Genomic DNA, 22,194 nt, shown 5'->3' with positions numbered 1-22,194 from the left:
GTCAGCCGCCAGTCGCTGAGCGCCGAGCCAAAACCGCGGCTGGCGATGGCCATGGGCCGAGGTGACTCGGGGGGGGAGGTTGACTAGGGCGCCGACCCCTCAGTGCCGGGTGGCCCCGATGGACCAGCTCCGCGGTATATGTACCTTCCTCGACCACCTCAAGTGGTTGCCCGCCATTCTCCTTGGCTATATGGTCAGCACAGGGGCACATCTGTGGCTCAATGGCACCCTGTTCTGAGGGTCATGGGCATTGAAAAAGGAAGGGATGATGGGACAACTGTTCGAGGCGCTCTCGCCGCGCCATGTGGCCTTTATCGAGGCGCAGAAGATCTATTTTGTCGGCACGGCGGCTGAGGGCACGGTCAACCTCTCCCCCAAGGGAGGGGATTCCCTGCGGATCCTCGATGCCCATACCCTGGCCTGGCTCAACCTGACTGGCAGCGGCAACGAATCGGCGGCCCATGTGCTGCACAACCCGCGGATGACGGTGATGTTCTGCGCCTTCGAGGGGGCGCCGCTGATCCTGCGGGCCTATGGTCAGGCGCGGGTGTTGCATCGCGGCGATCCGGGTTGGGAGGCGGCGCTGGCGCGCTTCCCGGCCAGCGTGGCGGCCCGCCAGATCTTCCTGCTGGACATTGAACGGGTCCAGACCTCCTGCGGCATGTCGGTGCCCCTGTTTGATTACCAAGGGGACAGGGAGGATCTCGCCAACTGGTCGGCGCGCCAGGGCAAGGAGGGCATCGAGGCCTACTGGCGCAAGAAGAACCAGCGGAGCCTGGATGGACTGGAGAGCGAGATCCTGGCTCGCAGCGGCTTGCCGGCAGACTCCTGAAGGCCCGCGCGCCCGGATGCAAAAAGCCCTGTCCGGTGGACAGGGCTTTTTCGTTTCTGGCGAGCGGTGAGCCGGGAGAGCGTCAGGCCGTCGCGGCGCGCTTGCCGGTCAGCAACCAGTAGCAGAGCGCCGAGCCAAAGCCGCAGCTGGCGATGGCAATCGCCATGGGCAGCGGTGACTCGGGCGGGTTGAGGTTGACCAGGATGCCGACCAGGGCGCCGACCCCGAAGCGCAGGGTGCCGGCCAGCGCCGAGGCGGTGCCTGCCGACTGGGGGAATTGGCCCATCAGGCCGGTCATGGCGTTGGCCCCCACCAGGCTGATGTGACCGACGAACAATACCACCGGGATGACGATGCCCCAGAGGCCGCCGGTCTGGCTCCAGGCGTTGTAGATGAGCAGGGTACCGGCCAGCGGCAGCATGGCGAGGCCGTATTGCAGCATGCGCTCGGCGCCGACCCCCTTCACCAGCCGGCTGTTGACGAAGGTGACCACCATCATCAGCAGGATGTTGAGGCCAAACAGCCAGCCGTAGTGCTCGGTCGGCACCTTGAAATACTCGATATAGACGTAAGGGGAGGCGCTCAGGAAGGCGAACATGCCGGAGCTCGACAGGGCGCCGCACAGCACATAGCCCATGGCACCGCGATGGGAGAGCACCCCCCAGTAGTTGCGCAGCACCCGTCCGAGCTTGAGCGGCTGCTTGTGCTCGGGCTTCAGGGTCTCGGGGATCTTCCACTGCAACACCAGGCAGATGAACAGGCTGATGCCCACCAGCAGCCAGAAGATCACCCGCCAGTCGCTGTGAGCGCTGATGTAGCCGCCCACCACGGGCGCCACCAGCGGCGCCAGGGTCATCACCAGGATGACGAACGACATGGCCCGCGAAAACGCATCCTTCTCGAACAAGTCACGCAGCAGGGCATTGACCACCACCGAACCGGCCGCGCCCCCGGCGGCCTGCAACATGCGCCAGGCCAGCAGTTCCGGCAGGGAGTCCGCCATGGCACAACCGACCGAGGCCAGGGCGAACATGGAGAGTCCCATCAGGATCACCGGCTTGCGGCCGAAGCTGTCCGCCAGCGGGCCGTAGAACAGCTGGCCGATGGCAAAACCGCCGAGGAAGGCGCTGATGGTGAGCTGGGCGCCGTCGATGCTGCTGGCCAAGTCCCGGGCGATGGCCGGGATGGCGGGCAGGTACATGTCGACCGCCAGCGGCGTCAGGCCTGCGAGGGCGCCGAGCAGGATGAACAGGAAGCGGGGCGAGAGGGTCGTGGCTTGGGGCATAGGGTATCCGAGTCGTGGGCAAGGCCGGCAATGGGGGCGAATGTTCAGTCTATCAGCTTTGGCAGGCCGGAGCAGGACTATCCTGGCCCCGGCCCTGAGGTCAGATCTGCTGACAAATCATCCCCCTGGCGCGGTTTGCGGCGATGGCAGGCGAGCCCGAGACAGATCAGCCAGCCCAGCAATGATAATCCGTTGCCGACCCGCTCGGGCCAGCGTGCCATCAGCCGCAGGCTGAGACGGTGGCTGCCGGCCGGTACCCAGACCTGCAGCAATCCCTGCCGATTGGCGCTCACCGTCAGCAGCAGGCTCTCGTCGAGCCAGGCCTGCCAGCCGGGGTAATCGTACTGGTGCAACACCAGCCGGGTGGGGGCGGAGGCCGTCACCTCCAGGCTCAAGTGCCTCGGCTGCCAGCGCTGCAGCGTCCAGCTGGCATTCGGGGGATCGGCGCTGATCGGGGGCTGGAACTCCTCTTTCCAGGCGAGCAGGGTCGGGGCGAACATGCCCCCTGGCACCTGTCTTGGCCGGTATTCCCGGGCGCTGCGCTTGCTGTCGAACTCCGCCGCCATGGCCTCCCGGGTCGGCGCCTGGGTGAGGGGGGAGTAGTGGACGTAGGCGAGGGTGGAAACCAGGGTCAGTAGCAGAAGCCCCCACCAGAGCCACTGCCAGGGACGGTGGACCGGGGTGCCGAGCGCCACCACGGCGACCGTGGCCAGGGCGAGCACGAAGTTGAGCCGCCAGGGGAATTGCACCCGCTGCAGCGGGGGCAGCAGACTCCAGAGCGGCTGGCTCAGGGGCAGCATCATCAGGAAGGCCGCCACGCCGATCGCCCCCCAGCACAGCAGTTCGGGGTGGCGCGGCTCGCGGCTGGCGGCCCAGGCGGTCAACAGCAGGGCCAGGGTCAACAGGCTCTGCCAGGTCAGATGGGCGCGAAAGCGCCAGTCGCCCCAGCTGCCGGGCAGGCGATCGAGGAAGTTGCGCCGAAAATCGAACATGCCGCCGCGCATCAGCTCCATGGAGATGGCGCCCTGATCCGAGAGGGCGGGCAGCAGCAGGGCTGCCGCCATGCAGAGCCCGAGCCCCTGTGCCCCCAGGGTGAGCCAGCAGGGGCGCCAGGTGCGCGCGCGCCAGGCCTGCCACAGGGCGCGCAGGCTGATGAGGCACAGCATCAGCAACAGGCTGGGCAGGTGGGAGAAGGCCAGCAGTGCCAGCGCCAGGGCCAGCAGGGGCAGGCCCTGGCGCCGGTTGCGGGTGGCGAGATCCTGGGCCAGCAGGATCAGCGGCGCCCAGGCGAAGGCCCAGAACTCGGCCAGCGCGAAGCGGGCGTAGAGATCCATGGTCAGGTGATAGGGCAGGGCTAAGTAGAGCAGACTGACGGCCAGGGCCCGTTCCGGGGGGGCGAAGCCGCGTAGCCAGCGATAGGCAAACAGGCCGGAGAGCCACAGCCCCAGGCTGGCGCTGGCGAGCAGCGGATAGACGGCCTGCTGAGGGAGGGCAACCGGGCCGGCAAAGAGGGCGCTGACGTAATAGGGCAGCGGGGGATAGAAGAAGAAGGTGGGGCTGCCAAAGCCGCCGTTCATCCCCATCAGCCAGCGCGGGTAGAGCTCCCCCTGCCACAACTGCCGGGCGAAATAGTGGCCGGAGAGCAGATGATGGAACAGATCGTGTCCCTGGGTCCCGCCTTGGCGCCAGATGGGCAGCAACAGCAGCGCGCAGGCCATGGCCAATATCAGCGGCGCGAGATACCACGCCTTTCCAGCCTTCATCTCCCATCCCCCTGCATCCCTGTGCGCAGTGAGTGTAGTCGAGTCAGCGGGGGGCTTTGGTGCCAAGAGAAACCATATGGTGGACGAAGGTCAGCATATCAACGGGGTATGGCTAGCCAGAGGCCGGGTTCGGCGCGGAAACGGGGCGCAAACCAGAGGGCGTCATAAGGGCCCGGCAAGGTGTCGGCAGCGAGGGCACGGCGGCTGAGGCGACAGGCCCCCTTGGCCAAGGCGAGGCGCGCGTCACCCTCATACCAGCCATCGGTGACGGGCAGGGTGCTGCTCTCGCGCAGCAGCCGCACGCCCCACTGAGTCACCAGCGCCGAACAGCGTTGTTCGGCTAGCTGGCGTGCCTGACTCATGGCAGGCAAGGCTGTCGGGGTGAGGGTGGTGCACAGCAGCGCCAGGGCACCCAGCATGGCGGCCGTCACGACAGGCCTTGGTGCAGGCAGGCAGCCAGCGAGCAGCACAAGCCCCAGGTAGATCAGCGGTGCCAGGTGGCGGGGATTGTCCGGATTCTGGCCGAGCAGGGTCCAGAGCAGCAGGGCCAGCCAGCCGAGGCCCCAACTGCTGGCGCCACCCTGGGCCAGCCGCCGTGCTCCTCGCCAGAGCGGCCACAGCAGTACCGGCCAAAGCGGACTGAGCTGGGCATTCAGGGTCTGGCCCCAGCTCAGCAGCCGCGAGCCGTGGGCCGCCGCCGTGTTGCCCCAGAGGCTGAAGTGGCCATCGGTGAAGCGCCGCCCCTCGGCAAAGTAGGCCCAGCCGTCCGCCTGCCAGACGAACAGCAGACAGGCGATCCCCACCAGGGCGATGGGGGCAAGGAAGGCGAGCCGCTGCCCCTTGTGTTGCCACCCCAGCCACAGCGGCAGCAGGGCCAGCACGAAGTAGGAGGGGCGCAGGGCCAGCAACAATCCTACCAAGAGACCCGCCAGGGCCAACCGGCGTGAAGAGTGCGGGACAGAGGACGCTGCAGATGCAGAGGGGGTTGCAGCCGGCGACAAGGGGGGCAGGGCCAGCAGGGCCCCGAGCCAGGCGGCGAGCGCAGGTCCGTCCGAGAGACCAGAGAGTGCCAGGGTGGGGGTGAGCGGCAGCGCCATCGCGGCGAGCCAGATCGGCGCCAGCAGTTCGCCTCGTCGCCACAGCCGCACCGCCAGCAAGGCGCTCAAGGGGGGCAACAGGCTGCTGCCGAGCAGGCTGGCCCACTGCACCGCGCTGGCGGGATCGGGGGCCCATAGATTGATAAGACGCGCGAGCCAGATAAAGGCGGGGTAGCCCGGGAAGTGGGGGGAGAACTCCAGCACGCTGAAGCGCGCCACCCCGTGGGCGAAGTTCAGGGCATCGTCGGAATCGAGCGCCACGGGGAAGGCGAAGAGCCAGCCCATCCAGACCAATTGCAGCAGAAACAGCAACCAGACTGGGCGTTGGTACTCCCTTCTCCCCTTGCGGGAGAAGGGTTGGGGATGACGGGAAGAGAACAATGGGGGGCTGGATCCTTGAAGATCCTGATTAACGTTCCCCTCACCCAGCCCTCTCCCAGAGGGAGAAGGGGCGAGTCGGCTGCGGCTGACTGAGTGCAATCAGAGCGGCGCCAGCACGGCCATCAGATCCTGCTCGGCGGCCTTGAAGGCCTTCTCGTCGGCGACCTTGGCGCCGACCCCGAACACGCCGGGGTTGCCGATGGCATCCAGCACTTTGGCCAGTGCCCCGTCCGCGGCCTTGCGATCCTCTTCGCCGAGGGAGGGCAGGATCAGATCCAGGAAGCGCTTGCTCTTGACCACCAGCACCTTGGCGGTCTGATAGTCTCCGAGATTCTGGCCGGCCCCCTCGAGGCGGCGCTCGATCTCGGCCTTGTAGGCGCGATTGAGCAGGCTGGCGGTGGCGGCCGCATCCTTGTTCTTGATGGCCTCCGCCAGCGGCGCCTTCAGCACCACCTGGTGGTGTTGCTCGAGATAGGTGAGCTCCTCGTCGAGGCTGGCCAGCACGGCGCTGGCATCCTGACCCTCGCTCGCTGCGCTCAGCAACTGCTCGCGGGCGTCGATCAGGGGCTCCTTGCCCGCCGCCGCGTAGGAGTAGGCCTGGGCCTGCCCCGCGCTCGTGAGCAACATCAGGGCGATAAGGCCGGTACGAATAGACATCCTTGGCTCCTTGTTTGTGTCGTTCAAGCTGACTCAGGCCCGGATCCGGGTGTCAGTCACTGCATCTTGGTTGCGATGATCGAAAGTGGCAGGGTGTCTGCCACCGGGTTCAGGCCACGCTCTGGGTCTCGATCACGGTGTTTTCGTTGCGATGGTTATAGATGGTGTGGCGTCTGTCCACCCCGTCGATCACCATGTCGGCGGCCATCAGCCCCATCTCCATGGCGGTGTCGGTGAAGATGTAACGGAAGGTGCCCTGACGGCCGCTCATGATGAGGTTGCCAATCGGCATCAGCAGCTGGATGGCCGCGTCACGCCGGGCCTGATAACCCAAGTCCATCAGCGGATAGGCGTGTTCGCTGCGGGCCTCGAAGGTCTCCTCTCCGAGCCTGCCGGTGTCGACCCCGAGGCTCGCCAGATCCTGGCTGACCCGCTCGCGCAGGCTGGCCAGCGGCGCATGCCAGGTCTCGTCCCCCGGATTGCAGGGGACTTCCAGCATCACCGAGGTTTTGCCTGCCGGCGCCATGAAGGGGCTGCGGCGGCGCGGCTCCTGCAAGCGGGTCGCGAGAATATGCGGATCCGAGAGGTACTGCCAGGTGTTGTCCGACAGATTCTCCTGGTTGAGCGGCATGTTGACGAAGCGCAGGGCGCGATAGTGCAGATCGCAGGGCAGGCCAAGATGTTGGCAGGTGACCGGCAGCGGCAGGGTGGAGATCACCTGATCGAAGGCCTCGCTCTGCTCATCGCCATCTTGTGACCAATGGACCCGCTCGATCCGGCCATCGGCCTGATCGAGCCGGGTGATGGCGGCGCCCGTCCTGAGGGTGACGCCCTCGGCCATCAGCCGCTCTCCCAGGGTGGTGAAGATCTGGCCGAAGCCATATTTCGGGTAGCGGTACTTGCGGGCATAGGTGCGTACCGAGGTGTTGCCCTTGCGTCTTGGCAGCAGGCGACGGGCCACGTCTTTCAAGTCGATGAGACTGATGCGCTGGCCTGCCCAGTCGGCGGAGAGCCGGTCCGGATTGATGCCCCACAGCTTGGCGGTGTAGCCCTCGAAGAACTGGCGGTAGAGGGTGCGGCCGAAGTGGCTCTGGATCCACTCGGCAAAACTCGCCCTGGCGAAATCGGTGGGTTTGCTGGCGAAGGGCAACAGCAGCAGATCCTTGAGCGCCCCCGCCATCAGGGAGAGCGGCGCCGTCTTGAGCAGGTTTGGCAGGTTGAGGGGATAGTCGTAGGTGCGCCCCGCGAAGCGGATGACGCTCTTGCGCTCCGCGTGCAGCAGATCCTCCCCCATCAGCTCGTCGATGAAGGCGAGCAGCTCGGGGTTCTTGGTGATGAAGCGATGGCCGCCGTAGTCGAAACGGTAGTCGCCATCCTTGCCCGCGAAGCGCTGGGTGGCGCACATGCCGCCCACCACGCTTTCCTGCTCGAACAGGGTGACCGCAAAACCTGCATTATGCAGGCGCCAGGCCGCCATCAGTCCGGCGGGCCCGGCGCCCAGTACCGCAATTTTTTTACTGCTGTTATCGCCCATCAATCTCTATCCAACGCTATCCACGATACAAGGAGAAAAAGGGGCCCGCAGGCCCCGCTACTGAAAAAAGGTGGCTCACGCCTTGTTGGCTTCGACCGGTTTGGGCTTGTAATTGCGATACCAGATAGTCACGAAGACCGCCAGGTAGGCCAGCCAGGTGGCGAGCTGCAGGCCGGCCGGGGAGGCATTGTAGCCGAACAGCGCGCGCAGGAAGGTGCCAAATATGCCCCTGTCGTCGAGGATGTGACTGATGTTGAACACCGGCGTGGTCCAGAGGGTGATGACCCCGGCCGCCTGCAACATGTTGACGGCAGACGACAGCAGGCCGGCGGCGATGATGATGATGAGCAGGCCGGTCCAGCGGAAGAAGGGGGCGAGCGCCACCTTGCGGGTGGAGCGCAGCAGCATCCATACCAGCAGCAGGGAGAGGGCCAGCCCCGCCAGGGCGCCGGTCAGGCCGGACTGGAGGTCGACCCCCTGGCCGGAGTAGAGCAGTGCGGAGAAGAACAGCACCGTCTCGAAGCCCTCACGCATCACCGCCAGGAAGGCGAGCAGCACCAGGCCAAACAGGTTGCCACCGTCGATGGCCGCATCGATGCGGGCGGTCATGACGCCTATCTCGGACTTGGCCTGTTTCTGCATCCAGACCGCCATGTAGGTGAGCACCAGAGTCGCAAAGATAAGGATCCCCGCCATCAGCAGGTGGTTGTAGCGTTCGCTCTCGAACTGGCTGACCACCACCTGGAACAGGAAGGCCACGGCCAGGGAGGCGATGAGGCCAAGCACCACCCCCAGATAGATGTACTTGTTGTAACGGCTTGCCCCCAGCTTGGCGAGGTAGGAGAGGCAGATGCCCACCAGCAGAAAGGCTTCCAGCCCCTCGCGCAGGGTAATGAGAAAACTTGCAAACATCAGCGTTCATGCTCCGTGTCGGGGGCGGATTGGGTCGGTTGCAACTGAGTCAGCTGCAACCGGTTGAGTAGCACTATGGGGGGCTCCGGTAGCTGCGGCTCGCTGGCGCGCACTATGTCGTTGACCCACTTGGGATAGGTGCGGAAATTGAGTTTGATGTCGGCGCTAAAGGGGCCCTTGGCACCCACAGGCAGCGGCCAGCGCTCATCGCGCCAGCCATCGGCCGGGATGCGGGTGTCTTCCAGGAGCTTGGCGTAGCGCCAGAATTTGAGCCCCAGCGGCTTGCCCTCGGCATCGCCGAATACTTTCCTGAACAGTCTCGCATCCTCGGGGACGGCACCCGCCACCGGCTGGCCGCTTTTCAGCACCACTTGGCCGGTGGCATCTGTGACGGTCAGCTCCAGCCAGAGCTCACGGAAATCCGCGACCCCGGTGGGCAGGGCGTGGCCGGCGCCGACGTTGGTGACGCGCACCACCAGCTGTTGCGGCCCATCGGGTTGGCCGGCTTGTTGCTCGATGCGGGCGCTGAGGGTGGCACTGGATCTCAGCAGCGCCAGGCTCTCCTGCTCGAGCTCTGGGTTGCGCAGCCCCACCAGCTGGTGCTGGGCGCCGGTGAAGTTGTGGCGATAGAGCCGCGCCTTCACCGGGCCGTTCTCGGTGGACTGGCCCGCGACCGGGGCGCCACCGTTGCCGGGCTCCGGGTTCATGTGGCAGTCGATGCAGCCGCGGCGCTTCGCCGGATCGGGCGAGGTCGCGAAGCTGGAGGTTTGCCACTCATCCCAGGTGTTGACGATGTTGGCGCCCGTGCCCGGGGCGAACTCGTTGTGGCAGGACTTGCACAGGGCCGCGTCTTGATAGAAGTCCTGCTGATAGGAGGCCTTGTGCATGGCGGGGCGCGCGTTGATCTGCCGCTCCGCCAGCCAGTGGCGGGCGCTGCCACCCGGGGCATCCTCGAACACGTAGCTCTCCCGGTCCTTGAGATTGACGGTGAAGGCGCTGTTGCCGCCGGCATCTTCGAGCCGGGTAATGCGGTGGCACAGCAGGCAGCTGGTGCCTTCTTCCACCACGGGCTCACCCGCCTGGTGAGCCTTGATGAGGGAGGCACCGCCCCGCTCCAGCATGTGGGAGCCCTGGGGCAAGTCGGTCTGGCCTGTCATCACCTGCTGGGGCATGTGGCAGCCCTGGCACCACTGACCGAAGGCTTCCCCTTCGGTCTGCCTGGCCAACGCCTGCACCGCCTTGTAATAGGGGTGGGAGTTGCCCATCAGCCGGTGGTTGCTGTCGCTCCAATCCGCGAAGGCCTGTTGGTGGCAGTTCTGGCAGGAGGCGGAGTTGAGCCACTCCTTCGGATGGCTGGTGGGCGCCTTGGCGGGATCCGTGCGCGTGGCGTCGAGTCGCAGCCAGTTGGCGAGATAGGGCAGGTTGCCATCGGCCGTCACGAAGGCGTGCAGATCCTCCATCATGGCTTTCACCTCGGGCTGGGGCCTGGCGGGATCCACCGTCTCTGCCCCGTCGCGGCCGTCATGGCCCATGCCGCCCTGGGTCTGCTGGGTCATGCGCAGGTATTCGCCGATGAAATCCCCCGCCACCATGTTGGTGAGGTTGGCGTGGCCATTGATGGCGTTGTCTTTGCTGGCCTGACGATGGGCCTGCATCAGGAAACGGTTGGTGAAGTTGAAGCCGTCGAGGTGACAGGAGTTGCAGCTCATCCAGTTGTCCCCCGCCATGGGGAAGCGGGCATTGGCCGCGGTGTTGCCGAGGTTGAACAGCCGTTCACCGCGTTTGAGCGCCTCGGGGCGGGGATCGGCCTGCACCAGCTTGGCGAAGTGGGGCACATCCACCGTGACCCGGCCAAAGGGACCGCTGCCGCCGCTGGAGAGCCGGGTCAGATCCTGGCCCATGACGTTGTGCACCAGGATGTGATCCCCATCGATGAGTAGATCCCGTGGGTTCTGGCCCGGCAGGTGGCGCAGCAGCTGGGTCGCCTTGGCGCCCCCTTGGAACTTCTTGCGGCGATGGCGGTTGTTGTTCTGCTTGCCGCTGCGAGACAAGTCGAACACCAGCAGATCCTCCGAGCCCGCGAGCGTCAGGTAGACCCGTTTGCCGTCGGCGGCGAAGCGGGCCGCGAAGGGGTTGGAGACGATCTGGCTGCGGTTGCCGACGCTTGGCAGGTTGATCTGCAAGAACAACTGTTTGCGCTCGTCCACTCGCTCCGTTTCGCTGTCGAGATCGATGATGGAGACCGCCGGGAAGACGGTGCTCTGGAACTGGAAGGGGTGATCGAAACTCCACAGCAGGTGGGGCAACCAGGCCTCGCTGCCATCGGGGGAGAGGGCGATGTCGTCGAGCAGGCGCGGCAACCCCTGAGAGTCGCTCGGGGTATCGCTGTGGGTCTCGGCCAGAGTGATCAGCCTGGGGTTGGCCAGGGTCGCGTTGCCTGCCGCGCTCTTGAGTGTGCGAAGGTCATAGATGGCGAGCTGTCCCGTCATGGCGTGGGTCAGCAGCAGCCTGTCGTCGTCGGTGAGGGCCAGCCCGCGCGGGGTCTCGGCGGTGGCCAAGTCCAGCTTGAGACGACCGCCCACATCGTAGGCTTGCAGGCGCGCCCCCTCGAACAGGCTGACCCAGAACCAGCCCCGTTTGGGGTCGAAGATGACCCCGTAGGGCCTATGGCCGGTGGGAATGGCCTGCTTGAGGGCCAGCTCGTCATCGAGCAGCAGCAGGCGATCGCCGCTGTAGTCGGTCACCAGCAGATAACCGTTGTCTGCGCGGGCGAGCTGACGCAGATCGCCGCCGAGGGCCGCTTCCTTCAGTCGTTTCCCGCTGTCTCGCTCGAGCAGGGTGACCGAGCCGGCACTCTGGTTGGCGGTGACGAGGCGCGGTGCCTTGGCATCCTCATAGGCGATCATGGCCGAGCCCATCTGCTGGGCCTGAGCCGATCCCGGCAGCGAGAGGGCGATGAGCAGGCAGGACAAGAGCAACTTCAGCATGGGATCAGGAACGCCATTTGAGAATGGTCCAGCGCCAGGCGTGGCGCAGCACCAGAGGGGTGAGCAGCAACGAGCTGAGCCAGTGGGCCCAGCTTGCCACCGTACCCAGCCTGTCGCCGGGGGTGCCGTGCAGGACGAGCACCAGACCGCTGCCGAGGCAGACCAGCAGCAGGGCTTCGATGATCTGGCCTGTGGTGCGCAAGAAGGGTTTGTGGCTGTGGCGCAGCAGGCGACGATGAGAGAGCCAGAAGGCGCCAAACAGCAAGGGAAACAGAGAGAGTGAGAGCATGACGTGAAGGAACAGGTTCCAGCGGGCCAGCGACCAGAGCGGGGTCAGCGGCTCCCACAACAGCAGACCGGAGCAGAACATCAGGTAGAGGCTGCCTTCGGCGGCCTGATGGTGGTAGGCCAGCCATCGCCAGAAGTGTCGTGGTGAGAGAGAAAGGCTTGTCATACAGGCTCCAACGCCCGGGCATTCAGCCCGGGGGAGGCAAGTTTACAATGTGCTAACGGTAATGCAAAGAGTAATCAATTCTGCCGCTGATGAATAAATTCTGAATGAAATCGGCGTCAGGTGAGCTGCGTCCGCCCATTGTTCTGTTGTCGCAGAGAGCAAGTCCGCTGTCGCCGAGGCGAGAACAGGATCACCGACCAAGCCTGCCCGCGGGCGAAATGGCGCTTGACCTGCCACCGAGCGGCACCTAAGATCCCCGCGCCGAAAAATGATCGGTCGGTGTGGTTATTCCGACCCTCGTGCCCTACGAGAATTAGTCTGTCTTCAGAACCCACGGCATCACCCTAATCTATTTGGGGGTGGTGCCGTGGGTCGCTATCTTTGCTGCCCATGCTCGCCCCGTCCTAACAAGGAATATGTGCATGCACAGCAAGAAAGTCGTGATCACCGCCCAAGTCTTCATCTCTGCGATGATGGCCTTCCTGATGACTGGATTCTTCTCCCTTCTTCATCTCGGTTTGACCTCCGCCATGGTGGACGCCTGGGCCAGCTCGTTCGTGATTGCCTGGCCCGTCGCCTTCGGCTTTTCCCTGATGGTGTCGCCGTTGGCGTTCATGATGGCCGGACGACTGATGGTCAACCGTGTTCCCGCCGTGGTGGAGTGAATCGCCCTGGCACTGGGGAAGGCTTCGCCTGACAGACTTGCCTTCCTACCGCCCGATAAGAAAAACAAAAAGCCCCTGCCAGACAGGGGCTTAACGCATCAGATGAACTCGCTTCTGCGTCCGGTTGAGGGGTTATTTAACCTTGGCCAAACGGGCAATTAACTTCTCGCCGACGCCGACTGCCGAGGCGGGGTTCTGCCCGGTAATCAACTCACGGTCTTCCACCACATGGGCTTGCCACACTGGCCCTGCACTGAATGTTGCGCCGGCTTGCTCAAGGGCCGTTTGCGGATAGAACTTCATTTCCCCCCCATTGAGCTGCGCCTTGGATGCTTCCTCTTCGGCATTACTGAACACCGTCATGTGGTAACCGTGGTAAATCCAATGCTGCGCTGCGGCTTTATTGGTCCGGGTCAGTGAATCGGTAAATTTGGCGGAGTCAGGCAGCGTGGCAATCAGGGCGGCAGGTCCATGACACACCAGCGCGGTGGGTTTACCGCTGTGATGAAACGCGCTCAATAATTTACCCAGGGCGTTGCTGACTAATAGATCCTGCATAGGCGCATGGCCGCCAGGCACAAATACGGCATCAAACTGCTCATACCCTATCTGCTCAACGCGAGCGAGGCTGACGACCGGCGATTGGGTGGGTGAGGTGATGGCAAGCTTGCCCAGTAGAGTATTGTATTGCTGCATGGCCTCGGTATCGCCACCAAAGAACATCGGATTGATGGAGCCCTTATCCAGGGTGGGCGCGCGGCCGGTGGGAGTGGCGAAGGTAATGTGGTGACCCGCATCCGTCAGCATTTTGATCGGTTGCATGGCCTCGTTTAAGTAGAAACCGGTGCTGAAGGTCTTGCCTGCTTTGAGCTCAAGCTGGTCGACATCGGAGAGTACCACTAGCACATTGGCAGCCTGAGCAATGCTGGCGGTGGCAAGCAGCGCTGCGGCGGTCATGAATCGATAAGGCATTTTCATACACTGTTCCTCTGTTAATTCCATGATGGGTCCTGCTGAAATGACGGGGTTGCAGGCATGGGAACAGTGTATTGATCATCAATTTGGCAATAAACTATCGCAAGGCCAAATCATTTTTACTTTTGAGGCAATAATCGTGCGGCGTTTTGCTCATCTCGCAGATCTGGAAACTTTCATCACCGTCGTAGAAACCGGCTCAATGACGGCGGGTGCTGTCACCCTGGGTACCACGCCGTCGGTTGTTAGTCGCGCGATTGTTCGGCTGGAAACCCGCCTCGGCTGCCAGTTGCTGCGTCGGACAACAAGGCGGTTGGGGCTCACCGATGCGGGGCGGCTTTATCTGGTGCAGGCCAAGGGCGCCTTTGAGTTGATCGCTGACGCCGAGCGCGCGATCCAGCAGACCGGCGCGGAAACTATCGGCCGCATTCGCCTGAGCGTTCCCACCACCTATGGCCACTATCGCCTGCCAGCCCGCCTCGCTCGCTATATGGCGCAGCATCCCGGCGTCAAAGTGGATATCAACATCACCAACCGCAATATCGACTTGATTGCGGAGGGCTATGACTTTGCCATCCGTCTCGGCGCCCAGAAAGACAGCGGCCTTATCGCCCGCAAACTCGAAGATGCGCCGCTGGGGTTGTTTGCCTCGCCCGATTACCTTCAACGCATGGGCACGCCGGTCAATTTGACACAATTAAAAACCCATCGCTGTATTCTGTTTTTGATCCCCAGTACCGGCCGTGCCATTCCCTGGCAATTCTGCGAAACCGGTGTGAACGTTGATTGGATGCCGGAGGCGGCGATAGAGGTAACAGATGATCCGTTGGGTGTCGTTTCACTCGCCGAAAGCGGCATCGGTATTTGCCAAGCCTACGATTTTATCGTCGCCGAGCGCATTGCGCGCGGTACCCTGGTGGAAGTCTTACCCCTGTTGCGCGGCCGTTCGCGCAGTTTTTCGCTGCTCTATGCGCCGCACAAAACACTCACTGCAGCGGCCAAGGCATTTATCGATGCGATGGTCGATACGCCAATTTGATGCGGAGAGGGACCGGGATCCGATGCTTTTGCCGGTTGTATCGATATATCCCGCTTTTTGATAAGCGTTTTTTTGGCTCGACATAGCAAATATCACGGCCGCCGTATGACTTGTTTTCGTTATTTTTAAGCAGATGTGATCCCCACCGTAATTTGACCTTGTCACGTCGGGGCGCCGAAAGCGGCGCCTATACTGTGGCATGTCAAAGTTTTGCTTCGCGATTTGCAACTATGACAATCATTTGCTTAGCTTTTTTCAGCTCGCAATGAGCGCAAGCACCCTACCTTTACATCACAGGATAATGTCTGGATCCAGTTCGCCTCGTAGATTTTGTTCTCGTTTTTGCTGTCGGGTTGGGCGCGCCATCGAAGCGCTCAACGCCACATACATAAACCTCTTTGCTAAGGAACAGCACAATGTCACTAACGTTCATCAGAAGTCCTATTTCCCTCGTGTTGGCGGGTTGTCTGGTCACGGCATTTTCCGCCCAGGCGGAGATTGTGATCGGGGTCGCCGGGCCCTTCACCGGGCCTAATGCCACCTATGGCGACCAGTATTGGCACGGTGCGACTCAGGCTGCGAATGACATCAACGCCGCTGGCGGGATCAATGGCGAAAAAATCAAGCTGGTGCAGGGGGATGATGCCTGTGAACCCAAACAGGCAGTCGCCGTGGCCAACCGCTTGGTGGATCAGGATAAAGTCAATGCGGTGGTGGGCCACTTCTGCTCCTCTTCGACCATGCCGGCCTCCGAGGTTTATAACGATGCCGGGATCATCGCCATCACCCCGGGCTCGACCAACCCGCTGATCACCGAGCGCGGCATGGGCGACATGTTCCGCATGTGCGGGCGCGATGACCAGCAGGGCCAAGTCGCGAGCGACTTCATGATCGACAAACTCAAGGCCAAGCGAGTGGTGATCATCCACGACAAGGATACCTACGGGCAGGGTCTTGCCGATGCGACCAAGGCGGCGCTGGCCAAACGTGGCGTGCAAGACGTGATGTACGAAGGGCTGTCGCGCGGTGAAAAAGACTTCAACGCGCTGGTGACCAAGATAGCGGCACAAAAGCCCGATGTGGTGTTCTTCGGTGGTTGTCACCCGGAAGGGGGCCCGCTGGTGCGTCAGATGCGTGAGCAGGGGGTTCAGGCCAAGTTCTTCTCGGGCGATTGCATCGTCAACGCGGAGATGGTCACGGCAGCCGGCGGCCCGCAATACACCAAGGGTATCTATATGACCTTCGGTCAGGATCCGCGTCTGATCGCGGACGGCAAGGCGGTCATCGAGAAGTTCCGTGCCAACAAGTTTGAGCCGGAAGGCTACACCCTCTATGCCTACGCCTCGGTGCAGACCATCGCCGCGGCATTCAAGGCGGCCGGTGGTATTGATTCAGCCAAGGCCAGCGCCTGGCTGAAGGCGAACAGCGTTGACACCGTGATGGGTAAAAAGTCCTGGGACAGCAAGGGTGACCTGAAGGTCTCTGACTACGTGGTGTACGAATGGGACGACAAGGGCGAATACAAAGAAGTCAAATAACGGAAAAGTAAAAACGCTCAGCGCCGGCGCGAGCCGGCGCTCTATAAACACCAGGTCCTCGCGACCCATAACGAGAGCGTATTAGGATGGATGTATTTTTCCTGCAACAGTTGATCAATGGATTAACGCTGGGTTCTGTCTACGGCTTGATTGCCATCGGTTACACCATGGTTTACGGCATTATCGGCATGATCAACTTCGCCCACGGCGAGGTATATATGATCTCCGCCTATCTCAGCGCCATTGGCTTGGCGTTATTGTCGTTCTTCGGGCTTCACTCTTTTCCACTGTTGATCCTCGGCACCCTGGTATTCACCATAGTGGTGACGGGGGTATATGGCTGGACCATAGAGCGCATTGCTTATAAACCCCTGCGTAATTCAACCCGCCTGGCACCGCTTATCTCTGCCATCGGCATGTCATTAATTTTGCAAAATTACGCACAAATCAGTCAGGGGCCGCGCCAGCAAGGGGTACCGACCCTGCTCGACGGGGTATTCCGTTTGCACATCGACGACGGCTTTGTGCAGGTGACCTACACCAAGGTATTTATTCTGATCGCCTCCTTTGCGGGCATGTTGTTGCTCACCTGGATTATCAGTAATACCAAGCTGGGGCGCATGTGCCGGGCGGTGCAACAGGACAGAAAAATGGCCTCGATCATCGGCATCAATACGGATCGCATCATCTCGCTGGTGTTTGTGATCGGTGCCGCCATGGCGGGACTGGCCGGTGTCCTGATCACCTTCAACTACGGCACCTTCGACTTCTACGTCGGTTTCATCATCGGCATCAAGGCCTTCACCGCCGCCGTGCTGGGGGGTATTGGTTCCCTGCCCGGCGCCATGCTGGGGGGGCTGGTGCTGGGCATTGCGGAGGCGCAATTCTCGGGGATGGTGAACTCCGATTACAAGGATGTGTTTTCGTTTGGATTGCTGGTGATGATCCTGATTTTCCGTCCGCAGGGGCTGCTCGGTCGCCCCATCATTACCAAAGTGTGAGGGCGCAACATGACATCACGGACGAGGCCGCACGACGGCTTCTCACTCAAGCGCTGCACGCTGGATGCGATTTTTGCCGGTCTGGTGGCGCTGATCATCTTCGGCCCCATCGTTGGCGTGGTGCTGGATGGCTACAGCTTTAATTTTGCGGGACAACGGCTGATATGGATCATCCTGGCCGTCATGGCGGGGCGCTTCCTGATGAGCCTGTTTTTGACCACGGCTGCGGGGACGCGCCTGCTTGCGTTTTTTGAAACCGATAACTCGGGCGTCTATGTGCGGGATCCCGGCTACAAGAATCCCCTGCGCTGGATCATTCCGCTGGTGCTCGCGCTGGCCATCTGCTTCCCCTTCGTTGCCACCAAATATGTGCTCACGGTGGCGATCCTCGGCCTCATCTATGTGCTGCTGGGGTTGGGTCTGAACATCGTAGTGGGCCTGGCCGGCTTGCTGGATCTGGGGTATGTCGCTTTCTACGCCATCGGGGCCTATGGCCTCGCGCTGGGCTATCAATATCTTGGGCTGGGGTTCTGGTCGATGTTGCCTTTGGCGGCGTTGATTTCGGCGGCAGCAGGGGCCTTGCTGGGGTTTCCGGTGCTGCGCATGCACGGCGACTATCTGGCGATCGTGACCCTGGGGTTCGGAGAGATCATCCGCCTGATCCTGAACAACTGGCTGGCCTTTACCGGTGGCCCCAACGGGATTTCGGCCCCTGCGCCGACGCTGTTTGGACTGGAGTTTGGGCGGCGGGCCAAAGAGCAGGGCGGGGTGCCTTTCCACGAGTTCTTTCAGCTGACCTATGACCCCAACCTGAAATTCATCTTTATCTACACCATTCTGGTGCTGGTGGTGGTGGCGGTGCTCTACGTCAAACATCGACTGACCCGCATGCCGATCGGGCGCGCCTGGGAGGCGCTGCGGGAAGACGAGGTCGCCTGCCGCGCCATGGGACTGAACCACGTGCTGGTCAAGCTGTCCGCCTTCACCCTCGGCGCATCCACCGCAGGGATTGCCGGGGTGTTTTTTGCCACCTATCAGGGCTTCGTCAACCCGACCTCCTTCACCTTCTTCGAATCGGCCCTGATCCTCGCCATCGTCGTGCTGGGGGGCATGGGCTCGACGATCGGCGTCGTGCTGGCGGCCTTTGTGTTGACCGTCACGCCTGAACTGCTGCGCAGCTTCGCCGAGTACCGGGTGCTGCTGTTTGGCATGCTGATGGTTGCGATGATGATCTGGCGGCCTCGGGGTCTTATCCGCATCAACCGCAGCGGCTTCGCGGTGCGAAAAGGAGTGGCGCCATGACGAGCAGCACGCCGAACGACATGATCCTGAACGTCGAGCATCTGATGATCTCCTTTGGCGGCATCAAGGCACTGAACGATGTGAGCCTCGAGGTGCGGCGCGGCTCCATCACCGCACTCATCGGCCCCAACGGGGCAGGGAAGACGACGGTGTTCAACTGCTTGACCGGCTTCTATCGGGCGACCGGCGGCAACATTTTCTTCAATGCGCGCAATGACACGACCAACGTGATCCAGGTGCTCGGCCAGAAGTTCCAGCCAGGGGATTGGGTCAATCCCGCACAGCTCGGGCAGCGCATCTTCTACAAGATGTTTGGCGGTACCCATCTGGTAAATCGTGCCGGGTTGGCTCGTACTTTTCAGAATATCCGCCTGTTTAGGGAGATGTCGGTGGTGGAAAATCTGCTAGTTGCCCAGCACATGCAGGTCAACCGCAACCTGCTGGCCGGCGTGCTCAATACCCCGGGCTACCGGCGTGCCGAGAGCCGCGCGCTGGATCGCGCGTTTTACTGGCTCGAGGTGGTGGATCTGGTGGATTGCGCCAACCGCTTGGCGGGGGAGATGTCCTATGGTCAGCAGCGACGACTGGAGATCGCCCGCGCCATGTGCACGGCCCCCGAGCTTATCTGCCTTGATGAACCCGCCGCCGGACTCAACCCGGTGGAGACACGCACCCTCAGCAAGATCATCCGGTTTCTGCGGGACCACCACGGCATCACGGTGCTGTTGATTGAACACGACATGGGCATGGTGATGGAGATCTCGGACCACATCATAGTGCTGGATCACGGCGATGTGATTGCAGAGGGTAAACCCGAACAAATTCAGCATGATGAAAAAGTGATCGCCGCCTATCTTGGCACCGATGATGATGAAGAGGCCTGCGCATGAGTGGGGCTATGCTGGAGTTTCGTGACGTCGATGTGTTTTATGGCGCCATTCAGGCGCTGCAACAGGTCAGTCTGCAGGTGCATCAGGGGGAAACCGTGGCGTTGATTGGCGCCAATGGGGCGGGGAAATCCACGCTGCTGATGTCGATCTTTGGCCAACCACGGATCCGCAGCGGGCAGATCCTGTTCTGCGGCGAAGAGATCAGTCATCGCTCGACACACTTCGTCGCTTCGGCGGGCATCGCCCAGGCGCCGGAAGGGCGGCGGATCTTCCCCGACATGACGGTCGAGGAGAATCTGCTGATGGGCACCATCCCCATCGGCGATCGATATGCGGCGCAGGATATGCAAGCCATGTTCGACTTATTCCCGCGGCTGAAAGAGCGCCGCGAGCAAAGGGCGATGACGATGTCGGGGGGAGAGCAACAGATGTTGGCCATCGCCCGTGCGCTGATGAGTCGCCCCAAGCTCTTGCTGCTGGATGAGCCGAGCCTCGGGCTTGCCCCCATAGTGGTGAAGCAGATCCTGCATACGCTGCGGGAGCTGGCACAGAGCGGCATGACCATCTTCCTGGTGGAGCAAAATGCCCATCATGCGCTGAAGCTGTCCGATCGTGGCTATGTGATGGTCAACGGCAAGATCCGGCTAAGCGGTACTGGTGAGGAATTGCTGGGCAATCAGGATGTGCGCAGAGCTTATCTGGGGGGCACAGAATGACAAAAGCCCGCCTGGTTTCCCGGGCGGGCTTTTTAAGATGTCTCTCTCGACAGTATGTGAATTAGTCCATTCACTGGCTGGTCTATATGATTTGTGATCTTTTTAATTTGTGCTGTTGGTACCGTGCTTGGTACCTATCAGCAAACTATCCACTGTTTCAGAGATACCAGCGGTCTGAGATTGGCTGTCTGTCGAATAGTGTTGGGGATGTTCAAATCTGGATTTGACCTCATAACGACATTTCCCTTTCAATGACTTATCGCGCATTCCCTAACTTCAGCTTTGGCCATCCTCGCTAGCTACCGCATTCGTCTTGATCGTCTTCCGCTGGCCGCTGTCAGAAGGGGGTCGCCCACACTTTAAAAACACTACTTGCACTCAAGCTGCTTTAACGTATCCAGCCGACATACAGTGCCATCAGTACCTTTAAATTGACCGGTATTGTCTTTCCGATAGATGACTCCCTCGTTGTTGTACCAGTTTCCTAGCGAGTCTTTTCTAAGGACGGTGCCATCACCTCCCCTTATATTGCCGAGTGGGTCTTTGCGCCAGGTGGTGCCAGTACTGGGGTTCTTGAGTGGGCCTATACCATCTTTCCGATAGATGATCCCCTGGCTGCTGCGCCAGTTTCCAGCAGGATCTTTGCGAAGGACAGTACCATCAGTTCCTCTTAAATTGCCGAGTGGGTCAGTGTGCCAACTGCTAGGACTCTTGCTCTGAGCAAGGAGGTCTACACGCAGTGTGTCCTGATGATCGTCATCACAGTGATATTCGTTAATCCCGAGGCTATCTGTGGGGTAGGTGCAAGAGGTCGCACTAGCGGCTTGAGGTAGCAGTAAGCAGAAGAGGCCAGCAGCCAAGAGGGAGTGGATATTGACGCCATGCTTGCAGGATATGAAGTTCATGCAATTTACCCCCGCGCATTAGGGTGAAATTCACCATAACATTAAGTTTAGCATCACTCACGAACAGGTGATTTACCTACAACAACTTGAAATATATGAATTATTATTTTTTACCTATTTCATCACCAAGCGAAAGGCCATGATGAATTCAGCTAATAAGTGCAATATCCAGCACGGCTTTACTTGGGGCTCGTAGACAATTTTTTCCAAAAAAACACAAATGCCGACGATCGCGTCGGCGTGACGGTCCGATACCTCGCCAGCACCGACACGAATTTTCTAAATTCTCATCGCCCCCAAATCCCCCCAGCCGACCGGATATGGCCCAGCACTGCTCCGGTATTTCCCGCTTACCATTCTTACTGCCGTGCCCAGGGCTGAGCCTTACATCTCCCAATCTGTTCCATCTCTGCACTTCAGCCACAGCCTCCGGTCTGAACATCCCCATGCCTCCTCCAGCAGAAAAACCGGAAACCAAGACCGGAGGCGTTTTGTGCGTGAGCTCGGTGTTAGGGGGGAAGTGACTGACAGCCCGGCTCAGAAAGCAAACCTACGGCAGAGCTGACCGGTTAGGGACCGGAGTCGGATCCTCTTTGCTTTCAGAAGAGCAGAAACAGACCAGAGATTGGATTGCTGGCAGGGGAAAGGGATGTGTAAGTGAGTGGTGAATAGGCTTGGGTAGCCTGAAATTGGGTAGAAATAGATGTGAAAAAGCCCAGTCGTGAAACTGGGCTTTAAATGTGGCTCCCTCGACAGGACTTGAACCTGTGACATACGGATTAACAGTCCGCCGTTCTACCGACTGAACTACGAGGGAATTGGCTCCTCCTACTGGACTTGAACCAGTGACATACGGATTAACAGTCCGCCGTTCTACCGACTGAACTAAGGAGGAATTGCCTGTCTCATCGAGACGGTGCGGATGATAATGATCCCCCGGACGGGTGTCAACCCGTAACCCTGCGCAAAAAATGGCTTTTCGATCCGTTTGCCCAAAACTTGGCCGTTGTGGACTATTTTCAGCACAATCAGCAGCTTGGGATAGCTATCTGACACCAGTTAGGCGGTGCTGTTTCGTCTGCTAAACCCTGACTGGGCGAGTGTGGCGCCAAAGTGCGGATAAGAGGCATCCGCCGCAGCGTTGAGAAGTAGATGCCGGTTGCACAGGGCCCTTTCAAGGTGCCGATGCCGGGGTGAGCGGGCCGCCGGGTTGTCGGCATGGTCTCTCCCAAGTCGTTGATGATGGGCGAACCATTATCGG

General features: G+C 61.3%; 17 protein-coding genes and 2 tRNA genes. 8 read left to right on the top strand and 11 right to left on the bottom strand.

The features are described from left to right. Window positions 1–268 precede the first annotated feature (268 nt). Window positions 269–832 carry a pyridoxamine 5'-phosphate oxidase family protein gene (locus ACZ9IL_RS09300; protein WP_476003253.1) on the top strand — a complete coding sequence of 188 codons (564 nt, stop codon included), beginning with the start codon at window positions 269–271 and terminating at the stop codon, window positions 830–832. Window positions 833–914: 82 nt separating this feature from the next. On the opposite strand, the gene ACZ9IL_RS09295 is transcribed toward ACZ9IL_RS09300, so the two are convergent. The 8 genes from ACZ9IL_RS09295 to ACZ9IL_RS09260 all read right to left on the bottom strand — a co-directional run bounded on the left by ACZ9IL_RS09295 (window position 915) and on the right by ACZ9IL_RS09260 (window position 11,902). Continuing rightward, on the bottom strand, window positions 915–2,117 hold the full coding sequence (locus ACZ9IL_RS09295) for a Bcr/CflA family multidrug efflux MFS transporter (protein WP_476003252.1): 1,203 nt from the start codon (window positions 2,115–2,117) through the stop codon (window positions 915–917). Window positions 2,118–2,194: 77 nt separating this feature from the next. After that, entirely contained in the window at window positions 2,195–3,880 is a 1,686-nt protein-coding gene (locus tag ACZ9IL_RS09290; RefSeq protein WP_476003251.1) for a hypothetical protein, read from the bottom strand. A 98-nt stretch (window positions 3,881–3,978) separates the two neighbouring features. After that, on the bottom strand, window positions 3,979–5,289 hold the full coding sequence (locus tag ACZ9IL_RS09285) for a hypothetical protein (protein ID WP_476005331.1): 1,311 nt from the start codon (window positions 5,287–5,289) through the stop codon (window positions 3,979–3,981). Window positions 5,290–5,457: 168 nt separating this feature from the next. Further along, window positions 5,458–6,015, bottom strand: a complete 558-nt coding sequence (locus ACZ9IL_RS09280) for a hypothetical protein (protein ID WP_476003250.1) — start codon at window positions 6,013–6,015, stop codon at window positions 5,458–5,460. 109 nt (window positions 6,016–6,124) lie between these two features. Next, complete coding sequence (locus ACZ9IL_RS09275) at window positions 6,125–7,549, bottom strand: FAD-dependent oxidoreductase (protein WP_476003249.1); 1,425 nt, start codon at window positions 7,547–7,549, stop codon at window positions 6,125–6,127. 75 nt (window positions 7,550–7,624) lie between these two features. Beyond that, window positions 7,625–8,461, bottom strand: a complete 837-nt coding sequence (locus ACZ9IL_RS09270) for an FTR1 family iron permease (protein ID WP_476003248.1) — start codon at window positions 8,459–8,461, stop codon at window positions 7,625–7,627. Next, on the bottom strand, window positions 8,461–11,448 hold the full coding sequence (locus ACZ9IL_RS09265; RefSeq protein WP_476003247.1) for a YncE family protein: 2,988 nt from the start codon (window positions 11,446–11,448) through the stop codon (window positions 8,461–8,463). The genes ACZ9IL_RS09270 and ACZ9IL_RS09265 overlap by 1 nt, the downstream gene beginning before the upstream one ends. A 4-nt stretch (window positions 11,449–11,452) precedes the next feature. Further along, window positions 11,453–11,902: a hypothetical protein gene (locus ACZ9IL_RS09260; RefSeq protein ID WP_476003246.1), complete on the bottom strand. Its 450-nt coding sequence runs from the start codon at window positions 11,900–11,902 to the stop codon at window positions 11,453–11,455. 422 nt (window positions 11,903–12,324) lie between these two features. Here ACZ9IL_RS09260 and ACZ9IL_RS09255 point away from each other — a divergent pair, with 422 nt between their 5' ends. Then, the gene (locus tag ACZ9IL_RS09255) at window positions 12,325–12,567 is read left to right on the top strand and encodes a DUF2798 domain-containing protein (protein ID WP_476003245.1); all 243 of its coding nucleotides are present in this window, start codon (window positions 12,325–12,327) and stop codon (window positions 12,565–12,567) included. A 132-nt stretch (window positions 12,568–12,699) separates the two neighbouring features. Here ACZ9IL_RS09255 and ACZ9IL_RS09250 read toward each other — a convergent pair whose 3' ends face one another. Then, on the bottom strand, window positions 12,700–13,545 hold the full coding sequence (locus ACZ9IL_RS09250; protein WP_476003244.1) for a type 1 glutamine amidotransferase domain-containing protein: 846 nt from the start codon (window positions 13,543–13,545) through the stop codon (window positions 12,700–12,702). A 40-nt stretch (window positions 13,546–13,585) separates the two neighbouring features. On the opposite strand from ACZ9IL_RS09250, the gene ACZ9IL_RS09245 reads away from it, so the two are divergent. The 6 genes from ACZ9IL_RS09245 (at window position 13,586) to ACZ9IL_RS09220 (ending at window position 20,028) form a co-directional block, all read left to right on the top strand. Continuing rightward, window positions 13,586–14,581, top strand: a complete 996-nt coding sequence (locus ACZ9IL_RS09245) for a LysR family transcriptional regulator (protein WP_476003243.1) — start codon at window positions 13,586–13,588, stop codon at window positions 14,579–14,581. A 416-nt stretch (window positions 14,582–14,997) separates the two neighbouring features. Further along, complete coding sequence (locus ACZ9IL_RS09240) at window positions 14,998–16,119, top strand: branched-chain amino acid ABC transporter substrate-binding protein (protein ID WP_476003242.1); 1,122 nt, start codon at window positions 14,998–15,000, stop codon at window positions 16,117–16,119. Window positions 16,120–16,205: 86 nt separating this feature from the next. Next, on the top strand, window positions 16,206–17,120 hold the full coding sequence (locus ACZ9IL_RS09235; protein ID WP_476003241.1) for an ABC transporter permease subunit: 915 nt from the start codon (window positions 16,206–16,208) through the stop codon (window positions 17,118–17,120). A gap of 9 nt (window positions 17,121–17,129) precedes the next feature. Continuing rightward, complete coding sequence (gene livM, locus ACZ9IL_RS09230; protein ID WP_476003240.1) at window positions 17,130–18,422, top strand: high-affinity branched-chain amino acid ABC transporter permease LivM; 1,293 nt, start codon at window positions 17,130–17,132, stop codon at window positions 18,420–18,422. Continuing rightward, window positions 18,419–19,312 carry an ABC transporter ATP-binding protein gene (locus tag ACZ9IL_RS09225; protein WP_476003239.1) on the top strand — a complete coding sequence of 298 codons (894 nt, stop codon included), beginning with the start codon at window positions 18,419–18,421 and terminating at the stop codon, window positions 19,310–19,312. Before livM ends, ACZ9IL_RS09225 begins: the two co-directional genes overlap by 4 nt. An 8-nt stretch (window positions 19,313–19,320) precedes the next feature. Beyond that, window positions 19,321–20,028 (top strand): ABC transporter ATP-binding protein, encoded by a 708-nt coding sequence (locus ACZ9IL_RS09220; RefSeq protein ID WP_476003238.1) that lies wholly within the window; start codon window positions 19,321–19,323, stop codon window positions 20,026–20,028. A gap of 1,646 nt (window positions 20,029–21,674) precedes the next feature. Here ACZ9IL_RS09220 and ACZ9IL_RS09215 read toward each other — a convergent pair. Both ACZ9IL_RS09215 and ACZ9IL_RS09210 read right to left on the bottom strand, forming a co-directional pair. Beyond that, window positions 21,675–21,750 (bottom strand) — tRNA-Asn (locus tag ACZ9IL_RS09215). 2 nt (window positions 21,751–21,752) lie between these two features. Next, window positions 21,753–21,828 (bottom strand) — tRNA-Asn (locus tag ACZ9IL_RS09210). Window positions 21,829–22,194: the final 366 nt, after the last annotated feature.

The sequence above is a fragment of the Aeromonas sp. TECH754 genome (assembly GCF_056279295.1).
This window is presented reverse-complemented; position numbering and strand designations above follow the sequence as displayed.